The following is a 15,010-nucleotide window of genomic DNA, read 5'->3' on the forward strand; positions in this document are numbered from 1 at the left end:
CTCTGCACTAGGCAAAGTATCGGTCAAATAATGAATTCCACAACTTTTTCCACCACTGCACTGGAATGGGTTGCTCGAGGTTCATCTTTTTGCGGATGTCGCTAATATTCCAGCCCGTCAGGTTTGCTAGAGTCTGGGCTTCCTTCTCAAATCGGGCAGGAAGCGATCGCGCATACTGCTTGCCCGCAGAACAGCTCATCTCACCCTTGTAAGGATGGGTTAATACGTAGCGTCCTTGAAAATTTTGCTGATTGGCCGTTTCTTGAAACACCAAATCCTCAGGAAACTTATCGCGGGTATAGCGCGCGTGGAGCCGCGTAATAAAGACCGTATTGCTCATCCAGGGCGGCGCAAACCGACCGCCGGGACGAGGCTGAGGCTGCGACAGCTCATCCATCCAAAATACGCCAGCTTGGCGCAGTTCTTCCGGCGTGAGCGGGTCGGCAGAGCAGGGGTCGCAGTTGCCCATATTCCAGGCATATTCCCGAAAGACGACGTTACGACCCTCGCGGTTATAGGCAGTTTCAAACAGAGCGGGATAAACCTTCCCGAATTCCGATTTCACAAACAGCGGCACATTAGCATCCGAAGGCACGTTCACCGTTCGGTAGTTGACCACTTCAGCTTGGCCCTTAGGCGAAAGAATGTACACCACCAAATCTTGAGCCGTCCCCGCATTGATCATCCCCAAGCGAATCGGCAGCATGAACTTGGGCGACTCGTAAGCCATCTGGATCGGACGCAAGAACTCAAAGCCCGCTTTATTAAATTCTTTAAGGTTCACCTTCGCCACAAAGAACTTCATATTTTGGCGAATATAGGGCCGAAACAGCGGCGCAGCCCCACGGGGAATTTTGTAGCCATTCTGAACCAGCCAGGTTTCGAGTCCGTTGGATTCTTTGGCACCCAGCACCACAATATCGTACTCGCCCACGCTAAATTGGGCTTCTACCGTCACTCCTAACGCATTACTAGAGCGGGCCTTAGCCGCACCAAAAGATTCTTGAGCCGCCGGAGCAGTAGGCATAATGCGATCGTAGAGCATGGGCGGCTGGCAGGGGTTCGCGTCGAAATACTCCACCAAGCGCGGGGCACTAAAGGCATCCAGACGCTTGAGGACTTTGGGGTCGCCGACATGGACCTGCTCTTGTTTCAGCACCATCGGCACGGGAACCACGACGGCAAAGTCCTTGATGTCCCCGCTCACGTCATTAGCCATGGTAATGACAGTGCGCTGACCGTCCCGAGCGATCGCCACCTGGGAAGCCTTATTGAACAGCGTTGTATCGGCCTTGGAGACATAAAACCCGCAAAACGCCCATGCAGGTGCAACCCATCCCAACACGAGCAGCGCGGCACACAACCCACACGCCAAAACCCGCCATCGTTTCATGATTTTTGCCCCATCTTCTCTATCGCATCATGCTATCCCGAACGTTCGAGCGCTCGAGACGGTTTCAAGAATTGAAACAACGGACTTTACGCTTCTTATCAGAAGGAGCTGAGCCGATCGGCCTGGCGCTGAACTGGGAAGACATCGATCGAGAAGATTTGTAGCCCATACCGCAATCGGGGTAAGGTGATAGCGGTTCTTTGAATGATGGCAGCTCAATATCTATGGAGCCAAACGAACAAAATATCCCAGAGCCTGACCTATCTGCGCCGCCGGATGAAAGGGTGGAGGATGTGGGGCGATCGCTCCAGGAAGCAGAAGAACTCCTCGACGCGGTAAAAACGCGCTACCAGCAAATCCAGACCGCCAAGGCCCAGCAACCGGAACTCGAAGCCCGCCTTGCAGAACTGAAAGCAGAACTCGAAACCGTTAAAGCCAACCTCGCCAAAACCTGGGAAGACCTCGAAAGCCAGCTCGTGACCTGGCGCGATAAAGAAGAGCTGTTCTGGCAATTTCTCAGATTTGCAGGCATCGGCTTTGCGATCGCGATGCTAATCAACACATTTGTAAAGTAGTTTGTAACATTTCAAGCCCTTAACATAAAGTTCTGTGCGGCTCGACATATTTCGCATAAGTCATGTTTTGCAAGAGTTACAGACCATACAGACCTCAGAAAAACTCTCGAAACACCGAAAATTGTGACAGCAGCTTTACAAAACTAAATATTGTGAGTCATAATTACATTATGGCGAAGCGTTAACCCGTCTAGCCTTTTACTTTTGTAAATTTTTAAGCACTCATAAAACCATGACAACCGTACTGCAAAGACGCGAAAGCGCCAGCGCATGGGAAAAGTTCTGTAGCTGGGTCACCAGCACCGACAACCGACTCTACATCGGTTGGTTCGGCGTCTTGATGATTCCTACCCTTGCCGCTGCTACCATCTGCTTCATCATTGCCTTCATCGCTGCCCCTCCTGTGGACATCGACGGCATCCGCGAACCCGTAGCGGGTTCCTTGATGTACGGCAACAACATCATCTCCGGTGCTGTTGTGCCTTCTTCTAATGCGATTGGTCTTCACTTCTACCCCATCTGGGAAGCTGCTTCCTTGGATGAGTGGCTCTACAACGGCGGTCCTTACCAGTTGGTCGTATTCCACTTCCTCTTAGGGTGTGCTTGCTACCTCGGTCGTCAGTGGGAACTGTCCTACCGTCTGGGCATGCGGCCTTGGATCTGCGTTGCTTACGCCGCTCCTTTGTCTGCTGCGACTGCTGTGTTCTTGATCTACCCGATCGGTCAAGGGTCTTTCTCCGATGGCATGCCCCTCGGAATCTCGGGGACCTTCAACTTCATGTTCGTGTTCCAAGCCGAGCACAACATCCTGATGCACCCTTTCCACATGTTGGGTGTGGCGGGTGTCTTCGGCGGTAGCTTGTTCTCTGCGATGCACGGTTCTCTCGTTACCTCCACCTTGGTTCGCGAGACGACTGAAGTGGAATCTGCCAACTACGGTTACAAGTTCGGCCAAGAGGAAGAGACCTACAATATCGTTGCAGCCCACGGCTACTTCGGTCGCTTGATCTTCCAATATGCTTCGTTCAACAACAGCCGAAGCTTGCACTTCTTGCTTGCGGCATGGCCTGTTGTGGGCATCTGGTTCACGAGCTTGGGTATCAGCACGATGGCGTTCAATTTGAACGGGTTCAATTTCAACCACTCCATCGTGGACAGCCAGGGCAATGTGATCAATACTTGGGCCGATGTGTTGAACCGCGCCAATTTGGGATTTGAAGTGATGCACGAGCGCAATGCTCACAACTTCCCTCTCGATTTGGCTGCTGGTGAGTCTGCTCCTGTGGCGATGTCTGCTCCTGCTATCAACGGCTAATCTCGAACTGAGTTAAGCCTGCAAAAAGCGCCCCTCGTTGAGGGGCGCTTTTTGGTTGCTCGTCCAAGGGATTTGATGCGATCGCCCGATGTCGGTCTGCTCGACCGAAACAGCTTGAGCCACAGCTATTGCCCGCTTAGCCAACGCTACAATTGTGGATAAGCTCCAATCGTTATGATTAGCTTGCCTGCGATCGTGCAACCGCGATCGGACAAAAAGACAGTTCAGTTCGATCTTTAACAACCAAATCTGAATGGTTCAGGACAAATTTTATTATGGTAATGACTCCATCTCAAATTAGAGAGCCAGCCACGAAATTCTTACAGTTTAGTTTGCAGGGGGTACGCTGGGAGATATTCCAAAAGTGACTTTTGGAATATCTCGGACAAAAGTCTAGACGATAAACTAGATTGGAGATCGATCAAAAATTGGAAATTTTATATCCATCGCAGTTAGAAAAGTTACCCTCAGAGGGTCGTCTGTTTTTTGTCTAGTGTTTTTGAGGACGGCTATTTCGAAATTTTCTAATTATTGGTATTAGAGGAAGAGGATAGAATCATGAAAACAGAATTGGAGCCTATCAAACAGAATCTTTATGAAGCTGATTATGTACGTTGGGTTGAGACTACAGCGGAATTATTGCGTACCCAAAATTACGATTGTGTAGATTGGGTAAATTTAATTGAGGAATTTGAAGACATGTCGAGACGGGAGCGGAAAAGCCTGAAAAATAACCTTGTGGTTATTCTGCTTCATCTTCTCAAATGGCAATATCAGCCGGAGTGTCGGACGGGTAGTTGGCGAGGCAGCATTCGGGAACATCGTAGACGTGTCAATGAGGATTTGAAGGATTCTCCGGGTTTAGTACCCTATTTTGAAGCGGTATTTGATGAATGTTATGCCCATGCTCGAGAACAGGCCGCAGATGAGACGGGTCTTCCGTTAGAGACGTTTCCAGTAAATTGCCATTTTTCCCCCGAACAAGCTTTAAATGCTGAATATTTAGCTTTTAGACGGGAAGCCCCGCGCTCTATCCGTTTCGGATGAGCGCTGGGATGAAAGGTGCGTGAGTTGAGGTACGTTACCTGACCGCCTTGCGAAGCAATAGGGAAGGCAACAGTGCCGAAATGAACAAATTATCTATGCGACTACTCAGGGGTGTTTTGCTCCTCAATGTATTTCTTCAAAACCGAGATTGTGACCCCACCACAGGAGGCGATGAAGTAAGACTCGTTCCACAGAACCTTTTTCCAGTAAACTTTATCGACTTCAGCCGGAAACTCCTCCCTGAGCCTTCGACTGGAGACAGACTTCAAGTTTCCGATGAATTTGGGTAATTCCATCTGCGGCAAATACTGAAACAGCAAATGAACGTGATTGTCTTCGCCATTAAACTCGACGATTTTGCAGTTCCATTTCTGACATAAATCGCTCATCACTTCACCTAGTCGTTGAATCATCTCGCCTGTGAGCACCTTGCGGCGATACTTGGTCGTCAGCACCAAATGAGCTTTCATGTCGGACACGGATCTACCACTGGATACAAAATCGTCTTTCATCAACAGTTTACAATGATTACTTTTGTCAGTGTGCCTATTTTAAGGTACAGCAATTATAATAGAGACATGAGAATTGCCTACCAGTATCGACTACTGCCTACCGCCCAACAATCTGCCGATCTGAATCGGTGGCTTGAAATGTTGCGGTGTCAGTATAACTGGATGCTGTCAGAGCGCTTTGGGTGGTGGGAAGAGAACCGGAGTCCGGTTAATGCCTGCCCTATAGTTTGTCATCTCCCCGAACTCAAGGATCAGCCTGACTACTACAGTCAGAAACGCGATTTGGTTTTGCTCAAGCAAGATAGACCTTGGTACAAAGAGATTCATTCTCAGGTGCTTCAAGACATGGTCAAGCGAGTCAAACTCTCATTTGACCGTTACTTGATGGGTGACAGCAATGGTAGGCGCAGTGGTAAGCCCCGGTTCAAAGGTCAAGGCAGATATCATTCATTTACCTACCCTCAAGCTTCGCTCTTCTGGATTGACGGCAACAAAATCGAATTGCCGAAGCTTGGGGCGGTGAAGGTAATATGGCATCGTTCTTTGCCGGATGGATTTATTGTGAAAACCGCCATTATCAGTAAAAAGGCTGATGGATGGTACCTCACCCTCACCCTGGAGGATGCACAGGTTCCTGAGTTGACCTCACAGGTAGAGCCAGCTTGGGAAAACTCGATTGGGATTGATGTTGGATTGGAAAAGTTTGCTTCTGATTCAGATGGCAGCTTTGAGCCAATTCCTCAGCATTTCCGAAAATCGGAAGAGAGGCTTGCTCGTTTACAGCGGAAGGTGTCAGCATCCCAAAAGGGGAGCCTTGCCCGTAAGTTGTTGGTTCGCAAGGTTGCTAGACTACATCAAAAGATTGCGCGCCAACGCAAACAGTTTCACTTTGAAACGGCTGGCAAGGTTTTGGACAAAGCTAATGTGGTGTTTGTCGAAGATCTCAAGGTCAAAAATATGTCCAGACGAGTCAAGTCTAAACAAGACGAGACAGGCAAGTTTCTTCCGAATGGTCAATCGGCTAAGTCTGGACTGAATAAAAGTATTGTTGATGCAGGATGGAGCCAATTCATTGATATCCTCACTTTCAAAGCTGAAAAAGCTGGTCAGAGAGTTATCAAGGTTGACCCCTACGGAACCTCTCAGCATTGCAGTGTCTGTCTCAATAAAGTTTCAAAAGGACTCTCGGAGCGCTGGCATTCCTGTTCTCATTGTCAAAATGAAATGGATAGAGATATCAATGCTGCCATTCTGATTAAAAAAGTGGGGTTGGGACTCGCCTCACTCAAAAAAGCTCGAAAGCCGAAAGGTCTAGAGAAGCCCGCGCTGTATGCGTAGCATCAGCGTCGGGAGTAGTTCACGAAATTAACGTGAGGATTAGGCTTTGACTGCTCTATCGCTGAGGGTAAGGCTACGTCAACTACAAGATTCCTTCGACGATTCGTTATTAAGTTCAGCTAAGAAGATTTCAACTAGACGCGCTGGTATAGAACCGCAGCGCAAATCGCCAAAATAGGTGGGTACTGTACAAAAGCGCCAGCGCCAACAGTCCCGATCCCGCCACCCATCCCCAATCGGCCCGATTCAGCATCACCTGGGCCGGGACCGTGGTCAACACCGTAATGGGAACCACAAAGCTAAAGAAAAATCGGTAGCTGGCGGGGTACGCCGCAATTGGGTAGCGTCCCGCTTCCACGAGTCCGCGCAGCACTTCGGTCACGTTGTAGATTTTGACAAACCAAATGCTGGTGGCCCCCAACATAAACCAGAGGCTGTATAGGCTGATAAAGCCAAATCCCAACGGAATTAGGCTCCAAAAATAGTCCACAGGTCTTAGATTCAACTGAATCCCGGCATAGCCAATGACGGCCATCCCAAACAGCACATCGGGCAAGCCCCAGGGCGAAAAGGTATAGGCCGAAAGCCAAAACTGGCTGCTGATGGGCTTGAGCAACACAAAGTCTAACGTGCCCTCCTGGACGTGCCTCACAATGCGATTGAGATTCGGTACTAAAAAAGCAGCCGATAGCCCTTGCAACAGCGTAAAAATGCCCAATACAACGAGGGCTTCCTGCCACGACCAGCCCGCAAAAGTGTAGCCATTGCGGTAAAACAACGACAGCCCAAACAGACTCCCAGCTAAATTGCCAATGCTGCTGAGAGCAGATAGCAAAAAATTGGCGCGGTACTCCATTTCAGCGGCGATCGCCGTTCCCCAAAACAGTCGCAGGACTCGGAAATAACGCATCATCCAAACCACCTTTGAGCGCAGAATTGACTTATCTCTAGCGGTAATAGAGCCACTACAATAGTGAAGCGAGAAGGAGAGGGCCGAACGACGTCGTAGTTTCTCCCCGCACCCAATATCGAGATTAAGGATAGAGAAATGTTAAATCGAATGGCGATCGTTGCCGTGCTGGTTTTAAGTCTAGCGCTTCAGAGTTGTGCCAGCCTTGGCGGCGGATTCAATGCCTACGTGGATGCCATGGACGGCTATCGCTTTCTCTACCCCAATGGCTGGCTCCAAGTGAAGGGCAATAATGGGCCGGATGTAGTCTTTCGCGATCTTATCGAAGAGACGGAAAACGTGAGCGTGGTGCTGAGTACCCTCACGGGCAACCGCAAGCTCTCCGACTTGGGCGATGCTTCCACCGTTGGATTGCAGGTGGCCAAGAAAATTCTGGCCCCGGAAGGCTCCAACCGTCAGGCAGAACTGCTGTCCGCCGTGGAGCGGGAGGCGGCGGGTAAAACCTACTACGACTTGGAATATCTGATTAAACTCGGCGATCGCGAACGCCATCACCTGGCTAGCGTCGCTGTCAGCCGAGGCAAGCTCTATACCCTCAACATTTCTGCCCCAGAACAACGCTGGGATAAAGTTGCCAACCTGTACAAAAAAGTAGAAACCTCCTTTAGAGTGGATTAATGCTTTTTTCTCGGCAGGTATCGCAGATCTCATGGGCACCCCCAATCTCGGCTGGGTAAAGCTAACCTTTCAGGTCAAGGGTTCGGTCATTCCGGCAGTCTTTCCAAAGGCACTCTTTTGCGGCAGCATTGGGGCGATCGTTTCGATGTTCTACGGATGGGGCTGGATCGAAGCTTGGCCCATTTTAGGCAATGTCGTGCCCAGTATCGTTCTGGGTTTGCTGTTAGTGTTCCGGACCAATACGGCCTACGATCGCTTTTGGGAAGGGCGCAAAGCCTGGGGAACGCTGGTCAATACCATCCGCAACCTGACGCGCCGGATTTGGGTCTTTGTCGATGAGGAAGACAAGAGCGATCGCGCCCACAAAACAGAGGTGCTTTATCTGATTCTGGCCTTCGCGATCGCCACGAAGCTGCACCTGCGCCAAGAGCCGCTGAATGCAGAGGTCCTGGACTTGGTGGGCGATTTTCGGAGGACAGCACTCCAAACCGCCCCCAACGCACCGCTCAAAATTGCCTTTTGGATTGAAGATTACTTGCAGCAGCAGTACCAGCTCAAGCGCGTGGATTTGTATCAAGTCACAACCCTCAATGCCCTGCTCGATAAATTAGTGGATAGCCTCGGCATCTGCGAGCGTATCTTAAAAACGCCCATTCCCATGGCCTATGCCATCCACCTCAAGCAGCTTTTGCTGATTTACTGTCTACTGCTGCCGCTCCAGCTCGTGGGCGAAATCAGCTATTGGACGGGTCCTATTGTGGCCCTGATCAGCTTTACGCTATTCGGGATAGAAGAAATCGGCATCGAAATCGAAAATCCCTTTGGGCGCGATCGCAACGATTTACCCCTAGACGCCATTTGCAACACGATGCGCCAAAATATAGAGCACCTAGTTACCCTACGTCCTAGCGCCTACCATCGCCTCGAATGAACTAGCGCTCCAGCCACGTATGTTGCCTTTACCGTGCGATCGTCGCCCAGCAGCATCATGGCAAAGGCTTTGTCGGCCAATTCCGATAAAGAAACGGATTCTGGGGTAGGGTTGCGCAGCTTCATCAGCGGCGTAGCTTGGGTATCTAACACGATAAAATCGGCTTCTTTCCCCACCTCAAAATTGCCAAGCTTATCGCCAACAGACAGTGCTTTGGCCGCACCCAAAGTCGCGAGATAAAATGCCCTGAAAACAGAGAGGCTTTCTCCCTGGAGCTGCATAATTTTGTAAGCATCGCTCATGGTTTGCAGCATGGAAAAGCTGGTGCCGCCGCCTACATCCGTTGCCAAACCCACTTTAACGGGATGGTCTGTCGATTTTGCTTTGCCGAGCCGAAACAATCCGCTGCCTAAAAATAAATTCGAGGTCGGGCAAAAGGCGATCGTCGCCCCCGCATCCGACAGCCTCTCAAAGGCAGAGTCGTCCAGCTGGACGCAGTGCGCAAATATAGAGCGATCGCCCACCAATCCAAATCGTTCGTAGACGTTCAGGTAGTCCGTACTGTCGGGAAACAGCTCGGCAGTAAACGCCACCTCCGCTCGGTTTTCTGAGAGGTGGGTGTGCACGTAAACCTCTGGGAATTCTGCCTTCAGCTGTCCGGCAAGCGCGAGCTCCTCATCGGTGGAGGTAATGGCAAACCGAGGCGTGATGGCGTACAACATCCGTCCGTTCCCGTGCCATCTTTGAATCTGCTCGCGGGTTTGAGCGTAGGCTATTTTGGGTTCGGTCAGGAGAAATTCGGGGGCGTTCCGAGACATCAACACCTGCCCCGCAATCAGCCGCATGTTGCGCTTTTGAGCTTCTTCAAACAAAACTTCCACGGACTGAGGAAAAATTGTCGGCAGCACCAGCGCAGTAGTAGTGCCGTTTTTGAGCAGTTCGTCTAGAAAAAACGCGGCAATTTTGCGGGCGTAGGCAGCATCTGCGAACTTCGCTTCAGTTGGAAACGTATATTTATCCAGCCATTCCAAGAGCTGTGCCCCATAGGACGCGATCATTTCCGTCTGAGGATAGTGGACGTGCAGGTCGATAAATCCCGGCACGATCGCCATTCCGGCGGGATAAACCGTCGTTTCTACGCTTGAATAGAGGTCCTTTAGACGTTCGTAGGGACCAAATGCTTTAATCTGACCGCGATCGAGAATTAACAATCCGTCGGGAAGGTAGCGAACGCTCTCGGCTTCATCCTTGTAAAACGGATCGTCCACGCAGTCCCAAAACGCCCCGCGAATGGCCTTAACCGATGGAGACAGCGCAGACACCACATCCGACATATCGCAAAGACCTCATTGTCACGCTCGTCGATCGAGTCGATGTACCCTTCAGCGATGGGTGCGGCCAAGTTTAGCTCGATCTGCACTGGCAATGCCCAGCGCGCCGCGCCAAAACCGGCCCCTTCCCACCGATCCCATCCATGCTCGATCTTAAGCTTTACCGAAACGCAGCGTCATAAACACAAATCTAGCGACAAAAACACCCGCGATCGCCCAGGTTCCGACGGGAACTTCATGGGCTTTACCCTGAAACGCTTTAACAATGGGATAAGAAATAAAGCCAACCGCCAAACCCTCGGCGATCGAGTAGGTCAGCGGAATCATAAACATCGTCAAAAAGGCTGGAATCGTCTCTGCCATATCGTCCCAGCGAATTTCCCTGGCTTCAGCCATCATCATCGCGCCCACAATAACCAAGGTGGGTGTAGTTGCAAAGGCCGGAATTGCCTGAAACACAGGGATAAAAAACAACGAGACCAGGAACAACAGACCGACGACCAACGCCGTAAAGCCCGTGCGTCCTCCTTCTGTCACACCTGCCACAGACTCCACGTAGGACGTGACGGTGGACGTTCCAAAGACAGCGCCTGCCGTCGTCCCAATCGCATCGGCCATCAGCGCTTTATTGGCGCGGGGCAATTCTCCATCGGGACCGATGTAGCCCGCTCGCATGCCAACGCCCGTCAGCGTTCCAATGGTGTCAAAAATATCCACGAACAGAAATACAAACGTCACCGCCAGCCAATCTAAAAAATTATTGGCATTGAGGTTGACCAACCCGCCAATTGCTTGACCTAGCAGATCCGTTGGCATGCTGGGCAGGGCAAACAATCCCTGGGGCCATGCCGCCACGCCCAAAATCCAAGCTAAAAGCGCAGTTGCTAAAATTCCCCACAGCAGCGCCCCCTTCACCCGGCGCACGATAAAGGCCGACGTGATGAGCAATCCGGCGATCGCCATCAGCGTATTCGGCTCGCTGAGGTTCCCGAAGGCAGTTTTAGTCACCTCATTCCCCACGATCAAACCCGCACCGCCCGTTTTAACGCTGCCCGACAGGCCGATGTAGGCAATAAAAAGACCGATACCTCCAGCCGTAGCGTGCTTCAGCGATTGAGGAATGGCCTTGATCAGCAGGCGGCGCACGTCTGTAAAGGTGAGCGCCATAAAGATCAGTCCCTGCACGAACACGCAGGATAGCGCCAGCCGCCAGTCGATCTTGAGTCCCAGCACGACGGAGAAGGCAAAAAACGCATTGGTGCCCATCCCTGGGGCAAGAGCAAAGGGATAATTGGCCATAAATGCCATACAGAGCGTGGCGATCGCGGACGAAATTCCCGTCGCCACCGCCAGCTGGGAAAACAGATCGCCTGACTGTTCGAGAAAAATAGCGTTGGACAAAATAATCGGATTCACCACCAGGATGTAGCCCATGGTCATAAAGGTGGTAATGCCCGCCAAGGTCTCGATCCGAAGGTTGGTCTTGTATTCCGCAAACTTAAAATAACGGGCGATCGCTCCCTGCCAGCCGTCTTCTGGCGGCTCTGGCTGAGGCTTTTCCAAGACGCTTTCTTCAGTATTCATGGCGCTTCCTTGGGATAAACAACAAACTCATCGGAGCGATCGCGCTTTCGGATCCGGCCATCCCAGTTTTAATCCCCGAGCGCTTTTTTTTGCACGCAGCCTGCAGAAGGTATACCAAACCCAAAACATCGCATTTGTGCCTTGAGCTACGATTTTTGGGTCGCTCGGCATGCAGTATACAAATAACGCTCGATCGTTCGCTCCAGTAGAATTAGCACCTGCCCTATGGCCCATCAAATTGCCTATCCCCGAGGCTGTACCTTTACAGAGTCCGACTGGGACGCGCTGTACCCCTTCTGGTATCCAATTGCCTTCAGTCACGACGTTAAAGATCGGCCCCATTCCACCACGCTGCTGGACCAGCGATTAGTCATTTGGCGAACCCCCACCGGGCTCTCTATTGCCAACGATATCTGCCTTCATCGCGGCATTCCCCTCAGCATGGGCCACGTTGCGGGCGACCAGTTGGTGTGCAAGTACCACGGCTTTCATTATGCGGCGGACGGCCAATGTACGTTAGTTCCGGCCAACCCCGGCACCGCCATTCCTAAAAAACTCTGCCTCAAAACCTATCCTGCCAAGGAAGCCTACGGCCTGATCTGGACTTCTCTCGGCGGCAACGAGCCCTTCGATTTCCCCGATTTCCACGAATGGGACGACCCCGATTACCAGCAAATTCTCCCCGATGCGGTGAACCTAAACGCCGCCGCAGGGCGTCAGGTAGAGGGATTTCTAGATGTGGGTCACTTTGCCTGGGTGCATACCGATACCTTTGGCGATCGCGCTAACCCCGTCGTCCCCCGCTACGAAGTCCGCAAAACCGAAAACGGCATCCGCGCCGAATACCTCAGCACCGTCAGCAACTTTCCCAAAGCCATGCAGCATCGAGCGCCCAAAGACTTCCAATGGTTGCGCGTATTTGACGTATTTTTTCCATTCACAGCACGACTTACCGTCAGCTTTCCAGAAGACGGTCAACGGCTGTGCGTCCTCAATGCGGCTTCTCCCATCTCAGCCCGCAAAACCCGCGTATTTTGCCCGATCTGCCGCAACTTCGATAAAGACATGCCTCTAGAGCCAGTCTATGAGTTCAACTACCAAGTCTTTGCAGAGGACAAAGAAGTAGTAGAAGCGCAATATCCCGAAGACTTACCCCTAGACATTGCATCAGAAGCCCACATCGGGGCCGATCTTACCTCTATCGCCTACCGGAAAGGACTCCGCTCTCTCGGTTTAGGCGCAGCCTATACTGCTTGAACGGAACCTTTACCCTAGACTGCCGTCAAGCCGTCAAGCCTCTGAAGTCAGAAAATCCAGAAAATATAAAATTTGCCATCGAGCTGACTGCAGACAGCCTCAGAGCAACGGGTGTTTGCCTCGCCCAAAAAACTGGTTGATTTTCTTCAGAATGAGGTAAGCTTTCAGTGACTTAGGGCACGTCCAGATCGGGAAAATTCACCGAACAGCGCCATAGCAAAGCAATTCTTGTTTACACGCTAAGAGAAAAAACGTATGAAATCACTAATTCGATTGGGCTTAACCCTAAGCCTTTTAGGGGGTACCGTATTGGGGCAGGCGTCTATCCAGCCCGCACCTGCCGTCGCACTGTCGGAAGCAGATGCAATGAAGCGCTTAGAGCCCATCCCTGTTTTTGCCGTCACCAACAAAGAAGGCGTTCCAATCCTCGCCTCTGTGGCCAATCCTAAGGATAAAACCAAGCAAGTCCAGATTGCGACGTTTTTCATGAGCCAGCAAGATGCCCAATCCTTAGTGACCGCCCTTAAAAAGCAAAAGCCAGATGTTGGCAACTCGGCTAAGGTGGTCGCGCTGTCCATGCGTCAGGCCTACGACATCAAAGTCAAAAACAAGGACAAAGCAGACTCTTTGCTCTTTGAGTTTCTGCCCCCGAAACAACAGATCGATGAAGCGATGGCAGTACTGAAGCAAAACGGCCAAGAGGTGAAGCAATTCAACGATATTCCTTTATTTTATAGCACGGGCGGCAAAGATAAAGGACTATTGACCATCGAGCAGGGAAAAAACAAGGTTATTCCCTTTTATTTCAATAAAAAAGACCTCCAAGGGATGCTCGACCAGCTCAAGCAAAGAGACCCGAAGCTGAGTAGCACCGTTAAGATAGAAGTCACTTCGCTCTCCAAAATCTTGGATTCCTTACTCAAGGAAAACGGTGCGGGCATTCAACAAATTACGCTAGTGCCCGATCGCGCCGCCCTTCAGTTTGCGCTAGAGCAGCAGAAGGCGGCGGGAGGCGCAGCTCCAGCTAACAAGTCCGCAGCTCCAGCTAACAAGCCCGCAACGCCAGCCGCAACACCGGCTAAGCCTCAGGCTCCCGCAGCAAATCCAAAATAAATAACTTTGGCCCTGAATGGAGAATCCGAGCTGGGTCTCTGGAGAAGCGCTTTGGGAATGGCGTCGCGTCGCCTGCCAGCAAGTTTCAGCCTGCGCTGTCAATCCTCAGGAAGCAGGCGCGTATTTGCGCGAACTCGACTGGATGTTGATGGCCGTTGCCGAGGTCGATCGCCTCGCGCTCAGGCTCGAAAGCTACCGGAACCGTCCCGCGATTAACGTGGAGAGATCCCTCGCCGATCTCTCCACGCTTTGGCAGCGCAGGCTTCAAGAAAAAGTGCCCCTTCAGTACCTGCTGGGCAGAACGACCTGGCGAGATTTTACGCTCGCCGTCGCCCCAGGGGTATTAATTCCCAGACCTGAGACGGAGTTGCTCGTCGATCTCGCCATAGCGGCTGCGGCAACGATGGCAGTGGAGCCCTCGCACTGGGCCGACCTAGGAACGGGAAGCGGGGCGATCGCCCTAGCGTTGGCCAGAAGCTTTCCCCAAGCGATCGTTCATGCCGTAGATGCGAGCGCGAGCGCCCTTACCATTGCCAAGCAGAATGCCGAGCAGTTGGGCCTCGCCGATCGGGTGTTGTTTTATCGAGGCTCTTGGCTAGAGCCTTTAGAGTCGCTGCAAGGCAAATTGACTGGGATTGCGAGCAACCCTCCCTATATTCCAAGCGCTCTCGTGCCCGCCCTGCAACCAGAAGTAGCCCGCCACGAACCTCACTTAGCCCTAGACGGCGGAACGGACGGCTTAGAATTCCTGCGCGTCATTGCGGAGCGGGCTCCGCAATTCCTCCAGTCAGGGGGCGTGCTGCTGCTAGAAATGATGGCGGGACAAGCCGAAGCAGTGGCTGACATCCTGAAGCAATCCGGCTGCTATTGCAATATCCAAATTCATTGCGACCTTGCTGGCATCCAGCGTTTCGCTGAAGCCTATCGAATTTAGCAGCGACCTTTTCCAGACCCTTTTTCTAGATCGTTTATTTCCAGACAATTTATAAAGTGTCACTTCCCGTCGCCCCTCTCGATCCGGGCGAG

At 51.7% G+C, this 15,010-nt stretch carries 16 protein-coding genes; 11 read left to right on the plus strand and 5 right to left on the minus strand.

All coding sequences use genetic code 11. The features are described 5' to 3' along the window. Positions 1 to 7: 7 nt before the first annotated feature. The gene (locus R6H26_RS25895; RefSeq protein WP_404786719.1) at positions 8 to 1,393 is read right to left on the minus strand and encodes a DUF2330 domain-containing protein; all 1,386 of its coding nucleotides are present in this window, start codon (positions 1,391 to 1,393) and stop codon (positions 8 to 10) included. A gap of 29 nt (positions 1,394 to 1,422) precedes the next feature. On the opposite strand from R6H26_RS25895, the gene R6H26_RS25900 reads away from it, so the two are divergent. The 4 genes from R6H26_RS25900 (at position 1,423) to R6H26_RS25915 (ending at position 4,330) form a co-directional block, all read left to right on the plus strand. Beyond that, positions 1,423 to 1,557 carry a hypothetical protein gene (locus tag R6H26_RS25900; RefSeq protein WP_404786721.1) on the plus strand — a complete coding sequence of 45 codons (135 nt, stop codon included), beginning with the start codon at positions 1,423 to 1,425 and terminating at the stop codon, positions 1,555 to 1,557. A 60-nt stretch (positions 1,558 to 1,617) separates the two neighbouring features. Beyond that, the gene (locus R6H26_RS25905; protein WP_404786723.1) at positions 1,618 to 1,968 is read left to right on the plus strand and encodes a hypothetical protein; all 351 of its coding nucleotides are present in this window, start codon (positions 1,618 to 1,620) and stop codon (positions 1,966 to 1,968) included. Positions 1,969 to 2,200: 232 nt separating this feature from the next. Next, positions 2,201 to 3,283: a photosystem II q(b) protein gene (gene psbA, locus R6H26_RS25910; protein WP_404786724.1), complete on the plus strand. Its 1,083-nt coding sequence runs from the start codon at positions 2,201 to 2,203 to the stop codon at positions 3,281 to 3,283. Between the two features lie 558 nt (positions 3,284 to 3,841). Then, a complete protein-coding gene (locus tag R6H26_RS25915; protein WP_404786725.1) occupies positions 3,842 to 4,330 on the plus strand; it encodes a DUF29 domain-containing protein in 489 nt (162 codons plus the stop codon). A gap of 101 nt (positions 4,331 to 4,431) precedes the next feature. Here R6H26_RS25915 and tnpA read toward each other — a convergent pair whose 3' ends face one another. After that, complete coding sequence (gene tnpA / locus R6H26_RS25920; protein WP_404786727.1) at positions 4,432 to 4,842, minus strand: IS200/IS605 family transposase; 411 nt, start codon at positions 4,840 to 4,842, stop codon at positions 4,432 to 4,434. On the opposite strand from tnpA, the gene R6H26_RS25925 reads away from it, so the two are divergent. Continuing rightward, complete coding sequence (locus R6H26_RS25925; protein WP_404786729.1) at positions 4,735 to 6,180, plus strand: RNA-guided endonuclease InsQ/TnpB family protein; 1,446 nt, start codon at positions 4,735 to 4,737, stop codon at positions 6,178 to 6,180. The genes tnpA and R6H26_RS25925 overlap by 108 nt on opposite strands. A 130-nt stretch (positions 6,181 to 6,310) precedes the next feature. Here R6H26_RS25925 and R6H26_RS25930 read toward each other — a convergent pair whose 3' ends face one another. Next, complete coding sequence (locus tag R6H26_RS25930; protein ID WP_404786730.1) at positions 6,311 to 7,093, minus strand: ABC transporter permease; 783 nt, start codon at positions 7,091 to 7,093, stop codon at positions 6,311 to 6,313. Positions 7,094 to 7,228: 135 nt separating this feature from the next. On the opposite strand from R6H26_RS25930, the gene psbP reads away from it, so the two are divergent. Next, positions 7,229 to 7,768 (plus strand): photosystem II reaction center PsbP, encoded by a 540-nt coding sequence (gene psbP, locus R6H26_RS25935; protein ID WP_404786732.1) that lies wholly within the window; start codon positions 7,229 to 7,231, stop codon positions 7,766 to 7,768. A 31-nt stretch (positions 7,769 to 7,799) separates the two neighbouring features. Continuing rightward, positions 7,800 to 8,699: a bestrophin family protein gene (locus tag R6H26_RS25940; protein ID WP_404786734.1), complete on the plus strand. Its 900-nt coding sequence runs from the start codon at positions 7,800 to 7,802 to the stop codon at positions 8,697 to 8,699. Here R6H26_RS25940 and guaD read toward each other — a convergent pair. Further along, positions 8,681 to 10,033, minus strand: coding sequence for a guanine deaminase (gene guaD / locus R6H26_RS25945; RefSeq protein ID WP_404786736.1), 1,353 nt, complete (start codon positions 10,031 to 10,033; stop codon positions 8,681 to 8,683). The two genes, R6H26_RS25940 and guaD, sit on opposite strands and share 19 nt — an antisense overlap. A gap of 150 nt (positions 10,034 to 10,183) precedes the next feature. Next, the gene (locus tag R6H26_RS25950; protein WP_404786738.1) at positions 10,184 to 11,614 is read right to left on the minus strand and encodes an NCS2 family permease; all 1,431 of its coding nucleotides are present in this window, start codon (positions 11,612 to 11,614) and stop codon (positions 10,184 to 10,186) included. Between the two features lie 225 nt (positions 11,615 to 11,839). On the opposite strand from R6H26_RS25950, the gene R6H26_RS25955 reads away from it, so the two are divergent. The 4 genes from R6H26_RS25955 (at position 11,840) to prmC (ending at position 14,918) form a co-directional block, all read left to right on the plus strand. Beyond that, on the plus strand, positions 11,840 to 12,871 hold the full coding sequence (locus tag R6H26_RS25955; protein ID WP_404786740.1) for a Rieske 2Fe-2S domain-containing protein: 1,032 nt from the start codon (positions 11,840 to 11,842) through the stop codon (positions 12,869 to 12,871). Further along, on the plus strand, positions 12,868 to 13,011 hold the full coding sequence (locus tag R6H26_RS25960) for a hypothetical protein (protein ID WP_404786741.1): 144 nt from the start codon (positions 12,868 to 12,870) through the stop codon (positions 13,009 to 13,011). Before R6H26_RS25955 ends, R6H26_RS25960 begins: the two co-directional genes overlap by 4 nt. Before the next feature lie 115 nt (positions 13,012 to 13,126). Next, positions 13,127 to 13,984, plus strand: a complete 858-nt coding sequence (locus R6H26_RS25965) for a Tic22 family protein (protein ID WP_404786743.1) — start codon at positions 13,127 to 13,129, stop codon at positions 13,982 to 13,984. Positions 13,985 to 14,000: 16 nt separating this feature from the next. Then, positions 14,001 to 14,918: a peptide chain release factor N(5)-glutamine methyltransferase gene (gene prmC / locus R6H26_RS25970; RefSeq protein WP_404786745.1), complete on the plus strand. Its 918-nt coding sequence runs from the start codon at positions 14,001 to 14,003 to the stop codon at positions 14,916 to 14,918. Positions 14,919 to 15,010: the final 92 nt, after the last annotated feature.

Origin of the sequence: Altericista sp. CCNU0014, assembly GCF_044923475.1 — a bacterium.
Classification (GTDB): domain Bacteria; phylum Cyanobacteriota; class Cyanobacteriia; order Thermosynechococcales; family Thermosynechococcaceae; genus JAAURS01.